Origin of the sequence: Pseudohongiella sp. O18, from assembly GCF_021729085.1 — a bacterium.
GTDB lineage: Bacteria > Pseudomonadota > Gammaproteobacteria > Pseudomonadales > Pseudohongiellaceae > Pseudohongiella.
The window spans coordinates 320,330-338,569 of the sequence record NZ_JAJSAR010000003.1 but is presented as its reverse complement, the minus strand read 5'-3'; the positions used below and the strand labels follow the sequence as shown (position 1 = coordinate 338,569).

The window sequence follows — 18,240 nt, the reverse complement described above, 5'->3', positions numbered from 1 at the left end:
CAGAAGTGAAACCGCTCAGCGCCGATGGTAGTGTGGGGCCTCCCCATGTGAGAGTAGGACATCGTCAGGCATCAAAACGGGAAAATCCCCGGTCTCATCAGAGGCCGGGGATTTTTTTTGCTCCTCTGCAAAGCCTGCCGATGTCCGCTGGCTGCCCGCCAGGGATGACGGACGTGTCGGTTTTGCAGGAGCAAAAACCGGCCATAGTGATTCGGCCCATCCATGGGCCTCACCCCTGCGGGGCGCCGTGAACGGCGTCCAAAACGGCAGTCCTGCCGTTTTGTCAGGCATTAAAATAAAAAAAGGGTCACCCCGTCTGGGGTGACCCTTTTTTTATTTTAAGCTTTGCTGAATAGGCTGCTCTCACATGGGGTTCCCCATGTGGAGTAGGGTGAGCCACGATGCCCAAAGGGCAAAGCAAGCACTGCTTGCTTAGTGAGCGAACGACCCGCATCTGTGATGCGGGGCCGGGCCATCGTCAGGCATGCTGCGAGCTGCTGGCATTTAGTGATTCGGCCCATCCCTGGGCCTCACCCCATCTGGGGTGACCCTTTTTTTATTGCGCTCGTTTTTAGCTCTGGCCTTTCTTGACACAGGCTATGACGCTTGAGACAGTCCTGATTCCTGCTCCGTCGATCTGATGACTGCCCGCCAGGCCGTCTGAGTGCACTGATCCCGGAAAGACGCGTACACAAAAACAATTGGAGACAAGTCTCATGCGTGTTGCCTTTACTCTGTCAGCTCTGGCCTTTCTGATCGTAGGTGCAGCCACAGCTGCTCTTGCTCAGACTCAACCACCAGCTTCGCCTCCAGAACACTGGGGCCCAGTTTCGATCGATCTCAATGAAGTCGACTATCCCCATCCCGTTCAATATCTGGAAAGAGAGCTTGAGGGCGAGCGTGTTCGGATTGCTTACATGGATGTCATGCCAACCGGCCCGGCAAATGGCCGCACTGTCTACCTGACTCATGGAATGAGCTACTACGGCTGGTATTGGGGCGAAACAATAGCAGCACTGGCAGATGAAGGGTATCGAGTCATTGCCGAAGACAGACTTGGTTGGGGCAAGTCATCAAAACCACTGATTCCTTATAGTTGGCATCTGCACGCAGAGAACATGGCCGCTGTCATGGATCACCTGGGCATTGAGCAGGCGGCAGTGATAGGGCACTCAATGGGTGGACAGATGGTTTCTCGCTTCGCGCTTTTATATCCAGAACGCACAACGCACCTGGTAATGGTAAACCCCATCGGTTTGTCCGGTAGGAGCGGTCCGGCCCCGATGTCACCGGTGACAGGGGACGTACTTGAGCCTGACGACACACCAGAGACAGATCGCCAAGCCGTTTATGAACGTCATCTGCGTACTGAAACCCGTCGAGTCGTCGAATGGAAGCCAGAATTCCTGGAACATGTCCGTATACGGTTTGGCAATGATATCAGCGAAGGAGGCCCGCTCAAGAATGCCATACTGGCAGCCAACCGCACTGGCGACAGCATGGCTGGTGACTGGCCACTCATTCAGGCCAGGGCTCTGGTGATAGGGGGGGAGGACGATGGTGCAGGGTTCCCGGAAGCCGTTAGAAATGCGGCGTCTATTCTCCCGAATGGAGAGGCTCACCTGATACCTGGTGTGGGGCATAATCCACACCTTGAAGCACCCGACACGCTGAACCGTGAACTTGTCCGCTTTCTTGGTCGTTAGTTCTCAAAGACGCGCGCAGGAGTTTTGGTATTGCTCTCGTGCCGAAGCACAATCTGGCGCACGCTAAGCATTTCCAATCCAACGCGAGTCGATTTTATCTTTGTTGATAAAGATCGGGTGGCTTGATTGTCGTAGAATCGTGATGCAGTCACTCGCAGGGAAATAGCTCACACATGGCAAAAAACACTGATAAATCGATACCCGTAAAGCTTTCCAGTAGCGTTGATGTTACCACGGCTGCGTCAGTTTATCGCAAGCTAGGGCGTGTCCACATGCCCGACATCCTGAGTTCGCAGAGTGTCAAAAAGCTTGTCGAAAGTTTGAGTCAGGATATTCCCTGGAAACTGCACTTCAACAGCAGTGGCAATGTCTATGACCTGGAGCCTGCGCAGTTTGAAGCCCTGCCTGACTCAGGTAAAAAGTCACTGACTGACGCAATTCATGCAAATGCCAGGAGCAACTTTCAGTACCTGTTCGAGAATTTTCCAGTGTCTGACATGTATGAGTCAGGACACTTTAAACAACACTACGTGATGCGCATTTATGAATTTCTCAACTCAGAGCGGTTTCTTTCCTTTGCGCGGGAGCTTACCGGAAATGCTGACATCAGGCTGGTAGACGCCCAACTGACCCGATATCAGCCGGGGCACTTTCTGACTTGCCATGATGATCATGTTCCGGGCAAAAATCGCGTTGCGGCCTACGTACTGGGATTAACAGACAACTGGCGCCCTGATTGGGGCGGGGCTTTGAATTTCGTGGATGGGGACGGACATATTGCAGAGGGGTACATGCCCCGACTGAATGCCTTGAACGTATTCAAGGTGCCACAATTGCATTCAGTCGGGTGTGTCGCGCCATTTGCAGGCTCGCCTCGAATCAGTATCAGCGGGTGGTTTCGAACCTGAGCTGCTTGGGCTCAACGCAGTGCGATTCGCACGTCACCTACCCCGACATCTGCACTCAGATCCATGTCACCGTCGCCGGAGCCACTGGTATCGCTGCTGACGAGCACGCGCTGACTCTCAGTGTCAGATGCTCCTCTTACCCGAGTATCACCGACGCCGGCGCTGGCGGTGATGCGACCAGTTGATGCTCGTGAGGTCTCGATATCAATCGTGCCAACACCCACCTGAATATCGAACTCGCTGTTTATGTCGACAATTTCTACGGTACCGACGGCAAGTTCAATCGAAATGCGATCGAGATCCGGGATGCGAATTACCCAATCTGCGGACACGTCGTCGGCGTCCAGTCCCAGGTTCAGCTCGCGCGCGTGGATACGGCTTTCTATATCTATCTTGCTCAAATCAGGTTCGTCGTCAAACCAGCTCAGGCTCCAGCGGCCATCTTCGGCTTTGATGACGACTTCGACTTCGATAGATCCCGAGTCAGAATGTTCGATCAGCAAGGTTCCCACGTTGGTGTCGATGTCCAGTCGATCAATCTCATCGCTGTCGAACGTGTGGCGGCGAACTTCATCGGCGCATGCCACACTTATGGAAAATGCCAATAATAAAACAGTGCCCAAAGTTTTTACGTTGATCATCCCTTACTCCTGCCCAGTAGTTACTTTTTGAATTGGTTACGCAAGTAATTGCGCGTTGCAATAGGAATAGCAATAGTTGTGCCAATCAAAAATATTCTTTAGTAACAACAGGATAGAAAGTTGTGCTCAGTCTGGTATTGGCGGGATTGACTAAAAATGTGTGGCATTCAGTAAAAAAAAGGGGAGGCCTTTTACTGGGCCTCCCCCTTTTCATTCAACTGCACCTAAGGGGCGCAGCAGGAAGTTTTACTGACGGACGTAGCGCTTGATGCCGCCGACTGGGCCAACTTCTGCACCGTAGATCACACCATTGCGGTCTACAGTTACACCTTCAGCCGTACAGGTACCACGGCAATCAGGTTGCGGATCCGGGATCAGATAATGAACTTCACCGGTACGTGCGCTGCCGACGCGGATGCCACGAGTCCAGTGTCCCCACTCCGGCGCAACTGAGCCTGACTCGGAGTCTGCGGCGTACAGTACGTCATTCTCGTCGATGAACAGGCCACTGTTGCGGCTGAACTGGTACCAGGTGTCCAGCAATTCACCATCCTGTGTATAGATCTGAATGCGGTTATTGCTGCGGTCAGAGATAAACAGGCGGCCCTGCGAGTCCAGTGCCAGCGCGTGGGGTTGCATGAAGTTCTCGGGGCCTGTGCCGTAGGAACCCCAGGTCATGACCAGATCACCGGAAGGGCTGAATTTCAGAATACGCGCCGTTGAGCCTTCCGCGTTAGAGTGCCCTTCGGCCACAAAAATATGGCCATCTGGAGCTACCAGCACATCATTGGGCTGGAACAGATAGTTAGGGTCACGGCCACCACCGGGCATGCCCAGAGTCATCAGGTGATGACCATCAGGGCTGAATTTGTGTACCTGGTGACCGTAGACTTCAGTTTCTTCTACACCGTCGCCGCGGTTGTCGCGCGCATCAGTTACCCAGACGTTGCCCTGTGGATCAACCTCGATACCGTGAGGCCATGTGATCATGCCGGCGCCAAAACTGGTAACCATGTTGCCATCGGCGTCGAACTTCATGATTGGATCCAGATTTGAGTTCTGGACACAAGCGCCAACGTTGCCGCTGCAGCGTTCTGCGACCCAGATGCTTTCACCATCAACATCGATGTGAACGGCACTGGTTGAACCCCATTCGCGACCAGCAGGAAGCTTCAGATAGTTTTCCACGGTCTGGTAGGGGTTTGGCAGGTCATTGACTGGATCCATATCCGGATTGCTGTAGTCGGTCTGCGCGCTGGCAGCGATGGACATGGCGCCGAATGCTGCTGTAATGGTCAGCAGGACGGCCTTCAATGGCTTATTGCTATTGCTCTGACTGATGTATGACATGTGTGGAGTGATCTCCCTTCTGATAACTGTTATGGGGCCGATCAGCATAAACTACCTGTTACGCTAACTCAATGATTACCGGACGTTACCGGTTCCTCCTGAGGCCAGATCTGACTGGGCTGCAGCGGCTGCTGGTAAACGCGAGTGGCATCAAAGTTCGTCTTGTCGATGCCATAGACCTCGAACAGGGTCTCCAGGCCTGTGGCAGGCTGATCTGTTGCGCTGTTAGAGTTCAGGCTGGTAAGCCGGCCAGGGTCAGTTACGACGGTGGCGGCATGCATAAGGCCAGCATCACGGGTCCCTGTAACCAGCAGAAACTGATTGCCACTGGCGGCGGGCCATGAGGACACCAGGCCCAGATCCCTGAAGGGCTCGCCCTGTTCTGGCAGACCAGCTGTGCTCCGGTGCAGGCGTCCGGTACTCTTTTCATACAACTCGTCGAAGGTATCGCCAGGTAAAAGGCCAGATGCCGTGAAGTAAAGATTGTTAAGTTTGTCCATGGCGCTGATGTAGCCGATATATACGATGTGGTTGTTGCGCAGATCTGCGGTGGTGACGCGCGACATCATCTTGATTTGATGGCGCTTGCCCGACGCCTGAACTACGGGGCCTATATTCAACAGGGCTGAGGCGCTGCCTTCTGGCATGTAGGTCATGTCGAGGTCGCGGAAGTAACTCTGAAGCTCACTGTTCTGCATGAACAGGGTGACCAGATCCTCGCGCGAGTTGATGTAGAAATCCCGCACCATGCGTGCAATGCGACCCTGCTCGTCCAGCTCACCAAAGATATAGTAGTCGCCCATAACGACGAGAATTGGGATCTCATCATCCATCATGGCCGCCCAGGGTTCGGAGCTCAGCACGGCGCTAACAGAATCAGAGACAGACGGCCGGGTTCTATCCAGCCATTGCCAGACATTCGCCAGCAGCAATGCAACAACCAGGAGTCCCCAGGCAAGGTTTATGGCAGTCAGTCTGCGTTTGTGAACTGGCTGAGGCAGGCCGTCAGCCACTGCCCCGTGGTCATCTGGTTGGCTGGTGGTTACTACCATGTATTGTCCTTTAGGGATGCGCAGTTTAGGGTCTGCATCGGGGGCAATGGTCCGGTAGTATTTTTCGAGTCGAGTTCGCAGTTTATGAATATAAACGCGCACAACCGAGTCCCGGGCTACATCGAAGCTGCCATCCCTGCCAAGCACGTCGACGGCAATGTCAAACTCCTTGGGCTGGCGGGAGTTTTCAGAGCAGTCAATAAGGTAATCCAGCAGTTGCGTATAGACTGGAGAGCGCCCGAGTACGCCGCTGGCGACAACTTTGTCGCGGGCCTCTCGCAGGGCTGCTGTTGCTGTGTTGTTGTCGATGCTGCTTGGCATAAATGGGCCGGCTCCAGGTTCCTGGATAGCTGGTTTCTGGACTTGAGAGCCGATATTAAACCGCTGACTACGGTGTATGTCCAATAGCATCAGGAATATCGTATGAATGCGGGAATTTACGCGATGAATGGACTCATTCACTTTAATTCGGTGTGTTAATCTCGCCGTCTGATTTGGATCAATCCGATCGCTGGATTTGCGTGGGTAGCTGCGCTATTCTTCGCGGCACTATATACGGAGCGAACGACCGGTAAACGTGCCGGAGGGTTCACAGTGGGAGGTCAGCAGCATAATGAACGAATTGCTATATCAATTCGCAGAGTGGCTATATGCAACGCCATGGAGCCGTGCGATAGAAGAGTCGTTCTATCTTTATAACTGGATTGAAACGACGCATGTGCTGACAGTCATGCTCAGCCTCGGTATGCTGATTTTCATCGATTTGCGCATGCTCGGATGGGTCATGCCGCAAGTGTCAGCCGTGAAGATTGCCCAGCGTTTGAATACAGCCATGATGATTGGCTTCGTGATTATGTTCATTACCGGCATTCTGCTGTTCTACGCCAAACCAACTTACACCATTCAGAGCATCTGGTTCCGTATCAAGATGGTCCTCCTGCTGGGTGCATTCGTGAATGCTCTGTTATTCCACAAGCGTATGATGTCATCTGCCGGATCATGGGACATGGAACCCAAAGCACCCGCGCATTTGCGCCTTGGTGCGGCTTTGTCGCTGGGTCTGTGGGCTGGAGTTGTAACAACGGGGCGACTGATTGCCTATGACTGGTTTCATTGCTATCGGGACCTGCCAGCAGCGATGGCATGGGCTGCCGGTTGCGTGGCTGACTGAACAATGGGTTCAGCCGCGGTTGCGGAATGAGAGTTAACTGACGCCGACGCATAGCAGTCGGCTTGCGAGAGACAGGAGTACCCGATGGAACTTTTACCACTAGGATTCTTTGAATGGGCCGAGTCATCCTTCCTCGGATATATTGGCAAGACATATGGTGGCATCTACGCGACGCTGGGTCAGTCCGTGCATCTGATCTCGCTGGCTGTGCTGGGCGGGGCAGTGCTGGTCAGTGATTTTCGACTGTTGGGGTGGGTGCTGCGAGATGTGCCATCTGAGGTAGTCGCGGAACAGGCTCACAAATGGTTCAAGATTGCCCTGTTCACGATCATTGCCAGTGGTGTGTTCATGGCTGCGGCGATCGCTATCAAGCTGTATTACAACTCCGCCTATTGGGCGAAGATGTATGCACTGATCGCTGGTGTGTTGTTTGTATTTCTGGTGCGCCGTCCGCTTCTTAGAGGTGACCACTCACAGATCAATCCCTGGGTGCTCAAGCTCGTGGCTGTCGCGTCCATTCTGGTTTGGGTCAGCGTTGCAGCAACAGGCCGCTGGATCGGTTTTTCCTGATTGCGGCATTTCGGAAAAGAATTGGGAGTAAAGTTATGACAGAGCCAGCAAAGCTGAGCACAATTGAAAAGATTGCAGTCGCCAGTTCCGTGTTTATTATCGGTGCCGGTATTGTCTATTGGGGGCTTCAGGTTCAGAACGTCATGGAGCTGCTGGAGATGGCATACGGCTAGGTAACAGACGGGCAAAACCCTTGAGGTAAAAGCTGCAGGGGTAAAAAGCGGCGATCAATTGGGTATTTTCCAATGATCGCCGCTTTTGTTTTTATAGTATTTTCAGGTTTAAAAGATTCCCAGCTCCATCAGGAAGTAGTCGTCCATAAACAGTTCCGATACCAGCCGGTCCAGACCTTTGCCGATGGCTGCGCTGATGTCATCGCCTTCCGAGTCCACCCGGCTAAAGACGGAGGCCTGCCAGGCATTGCGGCCCTGGTTGTTCAGGCTGAGCTGGCAGCGAATCAGTACCTGCAGACCATCCGCAGTTTCTTCAATCTGCATTTCCAGCAGTTCACCCTGCAGCCGCAGATTGCCTTCATCTTCCGTCAGATTGGCTTCTGAGGCGGCAAGTGCCTGATTGAATGTCTGTTGGATCAATGCTGCAGGCGTCTGTTCGGACAGCGTTACATTATCCTGGCCGGGGCGAGCTATGTCTTGCTTGTCTGCAATGTCGCGGGCATCAGTGAACTCGCTGACGCTAATCGGGCCGCCGAACATGGACGCCAGGCTGACACCCGTGTCGCCTTTATATTGATAATCAACGGTAACTTCTTCGCCTGCCAGCGCCTGACATGCCAGCAGCATGGCGCCAGTCACAGTAAGCGCGCATAAAGTACGTAACTTCACAGTAAAACTCCCTCACTTCTCAAGATGGCTGTAGTGCAACTTGTTGTTGGTTTTAAACCAGTGTAATCAGTTGGATGGCCAAGATAAAGCACATTGGCGAACCTGACCTGACAAACAAAAGGGCCGCGGCGGTGAAGCGCGCGGCCCTTGTGAGTGCTCTTAAGTCGTTCAAGCTTACCTGGCTGACAGAGTCTGTCTTCCGGGCAGCTGTCTCAGACTTACAGAGTACCTTCTGGCCATGGCACACCTTGGTGGCCTGATGGTACAGACTTCATGCCTTTGAAGACGAACTTCTGAATACGCTTGCCTTCGTAGGTTTCAGTTGTATAGAGGTTGTTCTGCGAGTCAGTCGCGATGCTGTGTGGCGCATAGAACTGGCCAGGCTGACGGCCACCGCCACCAAAGCTGATCAGTACTTCCAGCGACTCACGGTCAATCACGTAGATTTTGAAGTTCTGGCCATCAGCCAGGTAGATGTACTTCTGCTCTGGATCGTTCGAGAAATCGATGTCCCAGGTAGAGCCCTGAGCCAGTGTCTCTGGAGCGATGTAAACTTCGCGAACATAAGTGCCGTCTTCGCGGAACACCTGGATGCGGTCAGAACCACGGTCACACACGTAGACCAGGCCGTCGTTCGACGGGATGGCGCAGTGAACCGGGCCACGGAACTGCTGCGGACGATCGCCGGGAGCGTAGTCAACACGGACGTCTTCCGGACGGTTGCCGTAGGCACCCCAGTAGCGCTTGAATGCGCCGGTGTTCAGGTCGATAACAGCAACCCGCTTGTGACGATAACCGTCAGCGAGGTAAACCTCGTTCGCTTCACCGTCGATCTCGATCTCAGCAACCTGGCCGAAGAATTCAGTGCTGTTGCTGTCTGGCTCGCTGCCAGGAATACCATATTCGGCAACGAACTGACCGTCACCAGTGAATACCAGTACGTGCGCGTCGCCGCCGCCATTGCCGCCGATCCAGACATTACCGTTGGGTGCCACTGCGATGCCGTGGTTGGACGCTGGCCAGGTGAATCCGTCACCGGGGCCGCCCCACGCGTTTACCAGGTTGCCTTCGGGGTCAAATTCAAGAATGGGTGGTGCAGGGGTGCAGCATTCGCTGACGCCCATTTTCAAGCCGATTTCGGTGATGCCGCCGAACATGGAGTCCTGATCGCGGTGAACCATGAATACATGGTCACGATCATCCACTTCAACGCCAATAGAGCGGCCAATGATCCAGTTGTTCGGCAGAGGTTTTGGCCAGAACGGGTCCACTTCAAAAGTGGGGGTCTCGACCATCGCGCCGGACTGTGCCACGGCGGGTTCTTCGGTGAGCCATTGGGCTCCCATCGCAGCAACTGCCAGCGTAAGACTTGCGCCAACAGCCAGTTTGATTCTTTTTGTCATTATGTAGCTCCCTCCAGGTTGGTTTCCGGGCATGTTGATCTTGTTGTGCCCAGAGTATACTCAGTAATCAATGCTCAGTATACTCACGTGTCCAAAAAAGTGATCCGCTGTCGTAGCTTGGGCTGAGGTAGATATGCAGAATAATAAGATGAGGGGAGTTCTGGCGGAATTCCTGGGGAGAATGCCGCGATTATTCAGGTGGCACTGGCTGGTGTTGATGGCGCTGATTTGCAGCGCTGGGGCTCAGGCTGATGAAATTCCAAGTCGCGTTGCCGTTCAGGCTTACGTCAAGGCAGAGGGCGACCGGCTCAACCTGCTGATGCGGGTGCCCATGGATGCCCTGCTGGAAGCACAGTTTCCGCTGCGTGGCGAGATAGGCTATGTGATCTTTTCACAGGCCAGGGGCGCCATGGAAGATGCTGCCTACAACCAGCTGTTGCAGTCTATACAGATGTTTGAGGGTGACCGGCTGCTGGAAAATCCGCGTCTGGACGCTGTGCGAATCTCCCTGCCATCCAATCGTAATTTCGTAGATTACCCGACTGCCATGCAGGCGGTTCAATCAGCCCCGCTTGATGACAGTGTCGACCTTTATTATCGCCAGGGCTTCCTGGATGTGCTCGCGTCCTATCCCATTGAGTCTGAGGATTCACGCTTTTCGATCGACGCGCGACTGGGCGGCCTCGGGCTGGAAACTACTACGGTACTGCGCTACGTCCTTGATGACGGTGCTGAGCGCTCATTCAGCTATATAGGCAACCCGGGGCGCGTCTATCTGGATCCGCGCTGGTATCAGGCGACGTTCAACTTCATCGCACTTGGTTTTGACCATATTCTTGAAGGTACAGATCATCTGCTGTTTCTGTTCTGTCTGATCATACCGCTGCGCCGCATCAGAGCGCTGATCCCGGTGGTAACCTCATTCACAATAGCGCATTCGATCACCCTGATAGCATCTGCGCTAGGGTGGGTCCCGTCTGCAATCTGGTTTCCGGCGCTGATTGAGTCGCTGATTGCACTGTCCATTGTGTACATGGCTTTCGAAAACATCATTGGTGTTCGGCAGCAGCATCGCTGGATTGTGACGTTCGGCTTTGGTCTGATCCATGGGTTTGGATTCTCTTTCCTGCTGACAGAGAGCATGCAGTTCGCCGGGTCCCATTTGCTGGCGTCACTGCTGGCTTTCAATATAGGTGTGGAGCTGGGGCAGATCCTGGTGTTGCTGATTGCTGTTCCTGTTGTTCATCTGCTTTTCAAGTATGTATTGCCGGAACGCGCCGGTGTTATTTTGCTGTCAGCAATACTGGCACATTGGGCGTGGCACTGGATGGAGGAGCGCTTTGCCGGCTTCTTCGCCTACCAGCTGAACATGCCTGCGCTTGATCGATATTTCTTTGTGGGTGTATTGCAGTGGCTGGCTCTGCTGGCCCTGTCACTGGCGGTTCTGTGGGGAATGCGGGGCTTTTTCTCGCGCTTCGTGGATGCGGGCGACAAGCAGGAAATGGGTGAGTCACGAATTGTAGGCTAGAGTCGTCTTGGTTGTGTGTCTCAAACGAAACTTGCTATGATTCGGCGCTGCCTCAAGCGCCTGCAAGGTTTGTCTTGATAATAATAAATCGGGAGTTAGTAGTATGAGCGGGATCGGAATTGTATTGTTCGGGATAGCGGGGCTGGCGTTTGGCTGGTTTGTATACTCCCGGTTTATCGCGGAAAAGATCTACCGTCTGGATCCGAATTTCCAGACCCCAGCACACGAGCTCAATGATGGTGTGGACTACGTTCCCACCAACAAATACGTACTGTGGGGTCACCATTTCACGTCAGTTGCTGGAGCGGCGCCCATTGTTGGTCCTGCCATCGCCGTATACTGGGGCTGGGTTCCGGCACTGTTGTGGGTTACCTTCGGCACCATTTTCTTTGCCGGCGTTCATGATATGGGCGCGCTGTGGGCGAGTACACGCAACAAAGGCAAATCAATCGGCGCGCTGTCCGAGAATGTGATCGGCAAGCGCACACGCTCACTGTTCCTGATTGTAATCTTCCTGCTCCTGTTGATGGTCAACGCTGTATTTGGTGTTGTCATTGCTACCGGCTTTGTGAACACCCCCGGATCAGTGTTCCCTGCCTGGATGGCGATTGTGGTAGCACTGATTATTGGCCAGCTGCTACGTCGCAACTACAGCCTGATGCTGCTGACCGCAGTGGGTGTTGTGATTCTTTATCTGTCCATCTGGGCGGGTACCTTCATTGAATGGTCGCTGCCGGAAACCATGTTTGGTCTGACAGCCAGCGCCAACTGGATCATCATTCTGTTTATTTACGCAGCCGTCGCATCAATGCTGCCGGTATGGATGCTGCTGCAGCCGCGCGATTTCATCAACGGTATGCAGCTGATTGTGGGCCTGGCTCTGCTCTACGGTGCAGTATTCCTTTCTATGCCGGAGATGGTGGCGCCCGCGTTCAATTCGCAGGTGGCTGAAGGTACACCGAGCATATTCCCGCTTCTGTTTGTGACCATCGCCTGTGGTGCGATCTCTGGCTTCCACGGAATCGTGGCCTCGGGCACCAGCTCCAAGCAGCTGGACAAAGAGACCGACGCGCGATTCGTTGGTTATCTGGGCGCGATTGGCGAGGGTTCCCTGGCGCTGATCACCATCGTGGCTGTATGTTCTGTGGCTTACGCGGCCAACACTGAACAGTGGCATGCGGTATATACCCAGTTCTCTGATGGTGGGGCGCCCGCATTCGTTGCCGGTGGTGCGGCGTTGATTTCTGGCTCGTGGGGCATATCTGAGAACTTTGCACAGGTGCTTCTCGCAACCATGGTGGCTTTGTTCGCTGGTACGACCATGGACTCGGGTGTGCGACTTCAGCGTTACATCATTCAGGAGTGGGGTGACATTTACGGAATCTCACTGTTCAAGTCTGGTCTGGTGGCCACGGGCGTCGCAGTTCTGGCGTGTTTGCTGCTGGCATTCGGCGCAGGTGGTTCCTCGGGTCAGGGTGGCATGATCATCTGGCCATTGTTTGGTGCAACCAACCAGATTCTGGCAAGCCTGACATTGCTGGTGATCACAGTGATGCTGCTCAAGATGGGTCGCCCGGCTTATTACACGCTGATTCCGATGATCTTTGTCCTGATTACCTCCTTCCTGGCCGGCATGATTCAGCTGGTGCAATTCTACGAGGCTGGTAATTACCTGCTGGTCACGCTCGACTTCATCGTGCTCGTGGTCAGCGTGCTGGTAATGCTTGAAGCAGCCTCGGTAGTCAGCAAGCTACGCAAGGAGCGAGCGCAGCTGGCTGAATAAGCTGCCGCATCGCCGAATCCGGCCCGTCACGCGGGTCGGATTCGAGCGATCGTTACAAATAATTGCAATGTGAATCACTGCATCATTAGTGTTGTGAAACTGATTGACTATAATCCGTATCGATAGCCGGAACGGCAGATTGAATGGAATTATGGTTGGAATGGTCCGAACCCTCGCGGTAATCCTCTGGTTGGCAATTCTGGCATGCGCCCCTGCATGGGCCTCCCGTGTGCCTGACTTTTCTCTGATCGATCAAAACGGCAGATTTCACCAGCTGAGTCGCTACAGTGACAGCGACATCGTAGTTCTGCTGACCTACCATAAGGACTGTGAAGTAAGCCGTAATGCGCTGACTGAGCTTGTTTCTCTTCATGAGCGGTTCTCCGGCAATGAGGTCAGATTTCAGGTGCTGGTTGCCGATCCGACAGAAACTCGGGCATCGCTCAGAGATCTGGCGGAGCGGCTCGATACGGATTTACCGTTATTGCTGGATGAAACGCAGCTGGTCACTGATGCGCTGGGATTTACTCACGCCGGTGAGGTGCTGGTTGTCGATCCCGAAATGAGTCAGGAGCTCTATCGAGGCGGTATCGGGCTATACGACGACAATCCCATGCAGCTTGCGCTGGCGGCCAGTCTGCCGGGTCTGAGTTCGCACCTGCATTACATCGTCCATTCTGAGCTGAACGGTGACCCTTTCATCCAGGAAACGATGCCGTTGACCGGCAATACCCTTGCGCTTGATCAGCTGGAACAGGCGCGTAGCGAGCCGGTAAGCTACGAGGAAGACATAGTGCCGATTCTTCAGCGCCGCTGCGTAGAGTGTCATCGCGAAGACGGCGCCGCGCCCTGGGTGATGGGCAGTCATCGAATGATTCAGGGTTGGAGTCCGATGATCCGTGAGACACTTCTGACACGCCGGATGCCGCCGGGTCAGGTGGATTATCAGGATGCAGCGCGATTTGAGGATGTCCATCATATGACCAATGATGAGATGATCGCCATGCTTACCTGGATTGAAGAGGGCGCCCGCCGGGATGAGGGTTCCGAAGATCCATTGCTGTCCCTGTCGCCCAGGGAGTCCAGCTGGGAGCTCGGCGAGCCTGATTTGATAGTGGATTTTCCGGCACACCAGATACCAGCTTCCGGCGTACTCGACTATATGTTCGTTCCCATCGAGCTGGGATTGCCGGAAGATAAGTGGGTGCAGGCCTATGAGTTTGATGTAGATGCGAAGACGTCACTTCATCATGTGATGCTATACACCCAGGACGAACGGCAGCAAAGACAGAATGCCAGTCGTGGAGGGAGTCGTACGAATTTTGGTGGCTACGCGCCCGGGCGCGAATATGTAGTGCTGGATAGTGATACTGGCATCAAGTTAACGCGTGACATGCGGCTTATGATCCAGTTCCACTACACCACGATTGGGCGTGAACTGACAGACCGGTCCCGCCTGGGAATATACTTCAGGGACACACCCCCGACTCACGAACTGGTGAGAACTGCAGTGATGAATGGCGAATTTGAAATACCGCCAGGCGTCAGGGAGTTTCCAGTGCAGGCAGAAACGCTGATCGATACTGACAGTTATCTGTATAGCTTTGCACCGCACATGCACTACCGGGGCAAACATATAAAGTTTGAAGCGCAATTTCCTGATGGCACCACGGAGTCGCTGCTGTCCATTCCCAATTTTCAGCACAATTGGCAAATGGTCTATCGGCTGAAGGAGCCGCTGTTTCTTCCATCTGGAACGCGCATAGTTGCCAGCGGTGCCTTTGATAATTCCATTCATAATCCGCTCAATCCGGATCCCCGTGACCGCGTTGTCTGGGGGGATCAGGTCTGGGATGAGATGTTTATTACCTGGATGCGGGTGAGTCCTGTTAAATGAACGTCGTCCCACTTCTCGAGTGCCTTGCAGACGGGCAGTACCACTCCGGACAGGCAATCGGTGAGCGTCTGGGTATCAGTCGGGCTGCGGTATGGAAACAGATGCAGGCAATTCGCGACCTGGGTGTTGTGATTGAGGCTGTTACAGGCAAAGGATATTGTATCCGGGGTGGTCTTGAGTTGTTGGACAGCGCCCTGATCGAGGCGCGACTTTACCCTCAGGTCCACGCAGCGCTGGGGACGCCCGATGTCAGATTTTCTACCGGCTCAACAAATACCGATGCGATGCAGAAGGCACTGACCGGTGTCGAGCGTTATCTGGTATTGGCTGAGCATCAGGCCGCTGGCCGCGGGCGACGGGGTCGACAGTGGGTGAGTCCGTTTGGGCGAAACCTCTACATGTCCATGTTGTGGACGTTTCAAAATGGTATCGCAGCACTTGAGGGGCTTAGTCTGGTCTGTGCTTTGGCGGTCAAACGCTCGCTGCAGGCCATCGATCGCGATATTTCCGTCAAGTGGCCAAATGACGTTCATCTAAATGGCAAGAAGCTGGCAGGCATCCTTCTGGAAGTAAGTGGCGATGTCGCAGGGCCTTGCCGTGTTGTTATGGGTGTCGGATTGAATGCAGCGATGCCGGCTGAGCATGCTGCCGCTATAGGTCAGCCTTTTGCCGACATTGCCTCAGACAGAGATGGCAAAATAAGCCGCAATGACCTGGCAGCCAAAGTCATCAACGAGTGGGTGGCAGTGCTCGCGCATTTCGAGAGCGAGGGTTTTGAACCCTTCCGCGAAGAATGGATGGCGTCAGACTGTTATCTGGGGCAGCGCGTTGAAATCCGTGCTGGTGAGCACCTGACTCTGGGTAGGCATGCTGGTGTTGATCTGTCCGGACGTCTTTTGCTGGACACTGATGTTGGTCGTATCACCGTGGCGGGGGGCGAGCTTATGCCCAGTTTGCGACCGGCGGCCGGTTGATGCGTCGGGTACTGGCTCTGTTGCTGGCAATCAATCTGTTGATCGGCTTGTGGCTGGGCTTGCGAGCTGAGTCAGTGTTTGAAGAGTCGGAGTTTTTACCTGCGTCGGCTGCCAGGCTGGAGCTGGTGTCGGACCTGCCCCCGGATGTCCGGGAAAGCCGTGAGCGATGTGCAGAGCTGGGGCCATTCTCAAACGAAGATTTGCTGCAAGAACTGCCGGCTCTGAATGAGTCAGTCTGGTCGCTTGGAACTGTTGTTTCTGGAGAGCAGTCTCTGTATCGCGTATACCTCGGGCCGGCCGCCGATCGCGCTGGCGCCCTGGCGATGTTGGCGGAAGTCCGGCAGCGGCTTGAGGAGGCTCGTCTCAATATCGACTCGTATGTAGTGGCAGAAGGTGTGCTTGATAATGCGGTATCTCTCGGCCTTTTCAGTAACATCGATAATGCCGAGCGGGTCCGCGATCAGTTGCTTCAGCTTGGCTACGATGTGCAGCTGGAGCCAGAGACAAGGCGCTCCGAAGTTCTGTGGCTGAGTGCAAAGCTTAGCGATATACCTGAAGGGCAGCTTGAATCCTGGCGTCCCATTCTGGCTGCAGACGGCGCCATTTCTATCTCAGAAAATCTCTGCGAAACGATTGCACATCGTAAATAATTCCCATAAAATGCCGCCTCTGCTTTAGAGACCCGGGAAAAAAGATATCCCGCAGGCTCTTCTGGGAGGGGTTCCCGAGCGGCCAAAGGGATCAGACTGTAAATCTGACGCGAAAGCTTCGGTGGTTCGAATCCACCCCCCTCCACCACTATATAGCCACTATATAAAGGTATATAGAAAAGGTTAGGAAGAGTCGCCTTGCAAGGGGTGATATCTGGGATTCTGGCGACAGGCGGGTATAGTTCAATGGTAGAACACCAGCCTTCCAAGCTGGATATGCGGGTTCGATTCCCGCTACCCGCTCCAATGCAGGGGCTCGGTCTCTGGCTGAGAATTTTGCTCGCATAGCTCAGGCGGTAGAGCACTTCATTGGTAATGAAGAGGTCACCAGTTCGACTCTGGTTGTGAGCACCAGATTTTGTAGTAATGTGCCGGCGCGATGTATGTGCCGAAATTTTTTTATTTGATGATCCTCTGCAGCGGTATGGGTCATTTTCAGGCATGCTTGGTAAAGAAAAGAGGCGGTCACAATGGCTAAGGGTAAATTTGAGCGTAAAAAAGTACACGTCAACGTGGGAACAATTGGTCACGTTGACCATGGTAAAACAACGCTGACAGCAGCGCTGACGCGCGTTTGCTTTGATGTGTGGGGTACTGGTGAATCGCGTGCTTTCGACCAGATCGACAATGCGCCGGAAGAAAGAGAGCGTGGTATCACCATCTCTACTGCGCACGTTGAGTACGACTCACCAAACCGTCACTACGCACACGTTGACTGCCCCGGACACGCTGACTATGTGAAGAACATGATCACTGGTGCGGCGCAGATGGACGGCGCGATTCTGGTAGTGTCAGCTGCTGACGGCCCCATGCCGCAGACGCGTGAGCACATCCTGCTGTCCCGTCAGGTTGGCGTTCCTTACATCGTTGTGTTCATGAACAAAGCGGACATGGTTGACGATGCGGAGCTGTTGGAGCTGGTTGAGATGGAAGTGCGCGAGTTGCTCGACACTTACGATTTCCCGGGCGACGACACGCCGATCATCATCGGTTCTGCGCTGATGGCACTGAACGGTCAGGACGACAACGAAATGGGTACCTCAGCTGTGAAGAAGCTGGTTGAGACTCTGGACGAGTACATCCCTGAGCCTGAGCGTGACATCGAGAAGCCCTTCCTGCTGCCAATCGAAGACGTGTTCTCGATCTCTGGTCGTGGTACGGTGGTTACTGGCCGTGTTGAGCGCGGTATCGTTAAAGTTGGCGACGAGATCGAAATCGTTGGTCTGAAAGACACCACCAAGACTACCTGTACGGGTGTTGAGATGTTCCGCAAGCTGCTCGACGAAGGTCGTGCAGGTGAGAACGTGGGTGTTCTGCTGCGTGGTACCAAGCGTGAAGACGTTGAGCGTGGTCAGGTACTGGCCAAGCCTGGTTCAATCACTCCGCACACCAAGTTTGAAGGCGAAGTGTACGTACTGAGCAAGGAAGAAGGTGGTCGTCACACGCCATTCTTCAAAGGCTACCGTCCGCAGTTCTACTTCCGTACGACTGACGTGACTGGTGCGGTTGAGCTGCCGGAAGGTGTCGAGATGGTTATGCCTGGTGACAACCTGAAGTTCCTGGTAACGCTGATTGCTCCGATTGCGATGGATGAAGGTCTGCGTTTTGCGATCCGTGAAGGCGGTCGTACTGTAGGCGCTGGCGTGGTATCCAAAATCATCGAGTAAGTTGGTCGCCGGAAAATCTGAGAAATGGTGCAAGCCGA

General features: G+C 54.1%; 16 protein-coding genes and 3 tRNA genes. 14 read left to right on the top strand and 5 right to left on the bottom strand.

Annotation, left to right across the window (positions count from 1 at the left end; all coding sequences use genetic code 11):
* Positions 1-716: 716 nt before the first annotated feature.
* Complete coding sequence (locus LVD14_RS15390; protein WP_237134995.1) at positions 717-1,706, top strand: alpha/beta fold hydrolase; 990 nt, start codon at positions 717-719, stop codon at positions 1,704-1,706.
* A 173-nt stretch (positions 1,707-1,879) separates the two neighbouring features.
* Positions 1,880-2,614 carry a 2OG-Fe(II) oxygenase gene (locus tag LVD14_RS15385; protein ID WP_237134994.1) on the top strand — a complete coding sequence of 245 codons (735 nt, stop codon included), beginning with the start codon at positions 1,880-1,882 and terminating at the stop codon, positions 2,612-2,614.
* An 11-nt stretch (positions 2,615-2,625) separates the two neighbouring features.
* Here LVD14_RS15385 and LVD14_RS15380 read toward each other — a convergent pair whose 3' ends face one another.
* From LVD14_RS15380 to LVD14_RS15370, 3 genes are all read right to left on the bottom strand, one after another.
* Positions 2,626-3,255, bottom strand: coding sequence for a hypothetical protein (locus LVD14_RS15380; protein WP_237134993.1), 630 nt, complete (start codon positions 3,253-3,255; stop codon positions 2,626-2,628).
* Between the two features lie 246 nt (positions 3,256-3,501).
* A complete protein-coding gene (locus LVD14_RS15375; RefSeq protein ID WP_237134992.1) occupies positions 3,502-4,605 on the bottom strand; it encodes a peptidyl-alpha-hydroxyglycine alpha-amidating lyase family protein in 1,104 nt (367 codons plus the stop codon).
* 68 nt (positions 4,606-4,673) lie between these two features.
* Positions 4,674-5,978, bottom strand: coding sequence for a hypothetical protein (locus LVD14_RS15370; RefSeq protein WP_237134991.1), 1,305 nt, complete (start codon positions 5,976-5,978; stop codon positions 4,674-4,676).
* A 292-nt stretch (positions 5,979-6,270) separates the two neighbouring features.
* Between LVD14_RS15370 and LVD14_RS15365 the strand changes: the two genes are divergently transcribed.
* From LVD14_RS15365 to LVD14_RS15355, 3 genes are all read left to right on the top strand, one after another.
* Positions 6,271-6,828, top strand: coding sequence for a hypothetical protein (locus LVD14_RS15365; RefSeq protein WP_237134990.1), 558 nt, complete (start codon positions 6,271-6,273; stop codon positions 6,826-6,828).
* 84 nt (positions 6,829-6,912) lie between these two features.
* Positions 6,913-7,398 (top strand): DUF6644 family protein, encoded by a 486-nt coding sequence (locus tag LVD14_RS15360; RefSeq protein ID WP_237134989.1) that lies wholly within the window; start codon positions 6,913-6,915, stop codon positions 7,396-7,398.
* Positions 7,399-7,433: 35 nt separating this feature from the next.
* A complete protein-coding gene (locus LVD14_RS15355) occupies positions 7,434-7,571 on the top strand; it encodes a hypothetical protein (protein WP_237134988.1) in 138 nt (45 codons plus the stop codon).
* A 108-nt stretch (positions 7,572-7,679) separates the two neighbouring features.
* On the opposite strand, the gene LVD14_RS15350 is transcribed toward LVD14_RS15355, so the two are convergent.
* Both LVD14_RS15350 and LVD14_RS15345 read right to left on the bottom strand, forming a co-directional pair.
* Positions 7,680-8,240 carry a hypothetical protein gene (locus LVD14_RS15350; RefSeq protein ID WP_237134987.1) on the bottom strand — a complete coding sequence of 187 codons (561 nt, stop codon included), beginning with the start codon at positions 8,238-8,240 and terminating at the stop codon, positions 7,680-7,682.
* A 218-nt stretch (positions 8,241-8,458) separates the two neighbouring features.
* The gene (locus LVD14_RS15345; RefSeq protein WP_237134986.1) at positions 8,459-9,643 is read right to left on the bottom strand and encodes a hypothetical protein; all 1,185 of its coding nucleotides are present in this window, start codon (positions 9,641-9,643) and stop codon (positions 8,459-8,461) included.
* Positions 9,644-9,776: 133 nt separating this feature from the next.
* Between LVD14_RS15345 and LVD14_RS15340 the strand changes: the two genes are divergently transcribed.
* The 9 genes from LVD14_RS15340 to tuf all read left to right on the top strand — a co-directional run bounded on the left by LVD14_RS15340 (position 9,777) and on the right by tuf (position 18,202).
* The gene (locus tag LVD14_RS15340) at positions 9,777-11,171 is read left to right on the top strand and encodes a HupE/UreJ family protein (protein WP_237134985.1); all 1,395 of its coding nucleotides are present in this window, start codon (positions 9,777-9,779) and stop codon (positions 11,169-11,171) included.
* A gap of 103 nt (positions 11,172-11,274) precedes the next feature.
* Positions 11,275-12,954, top strand: coding sequence for a carbon starvation protein A (locus LVD14_RS15335; protein ID WP_237134984.1), 1,680 nt, complete (start codon positions 11,275-11,277; stop codon positions 12,952-12,954).
* 229 nt (positions 12,955-13,183) lie between these two features.
* Positions 13,184-14,851: a redoxin domain-containing protein gene (locus LVD14_RS15330; protein WP_237134983.1), complete on the top strand. Its 1,668-nt coding sequence runs from the start codon at positions 13,184-13,186 to the stop codon at positions 14,849-14,851.
* On the top strand, positions 14,848-15,825 hold the full coding sequence (locus LVD14_RS15325; RefSeq protein ID WP_237134982.1) for a biotin--[acetyl-CoA-carboxylase] ligase: 978 nt from the start codon (positions 14,848-14,850) through the stop codon (positions 15,823-15,825). The genes LVD14_RS15330 and LVD14_RS15325 overlap by 4 nt, the downstream gene beginning before the upstream one ends.
* Complete coding sequence (locus LVD14_RS15320) at positions 15,825-16,475, top strand: SPOR domain-containing protein (protein ID WP_237134981.1); 651 nt, start codon at positions 15,825-15,827, stop codon at positions 16,473-16,475. The genes LVD14_RS15325 and LVD14_RS15320 overlap by 1 nt, the downstream gene beginning before the upstream one ends.
* A gap of 64 nt (positions 16,476-16,539) precedes the next feature.
* Positions 16,540-16,623: transfer RNA gene (locus LVD14_RS15315), tRNA-Tyr, on the top strand.
* Positions 16,624-16,707: 84 nt separating this feature from the next.
* Positions 16,708-16,781: transfer RNA gene (locus LVD14_RS15310), tRNA-Gly, on the top strand.
* 32 nt (positions 16,782-16,813) lie between these two features.
* Positions 16,814-16,889, top strand: a tRNA-Thr gene (locus LVD14_RS15305).
* A gap of 116 nt (positions 16,890-17,005) precedes the next feature.
* Positions 17,006-18,202 carry an elongation factor Tu gene (gene tuf, locus LVD14_RS15300; RefSeq protein ID WP_237134970.1) on the top strand — a complete coding sequence of 399 codons (1,197 nt, stop codon included), beginning with the start codon at positions 17,006-17,008 and terminating at the stop codon, positions 18,200-18,202.
* The last annotated feature ends 38 nt before the right edge of the window (positions 18,203-18,240 follow it).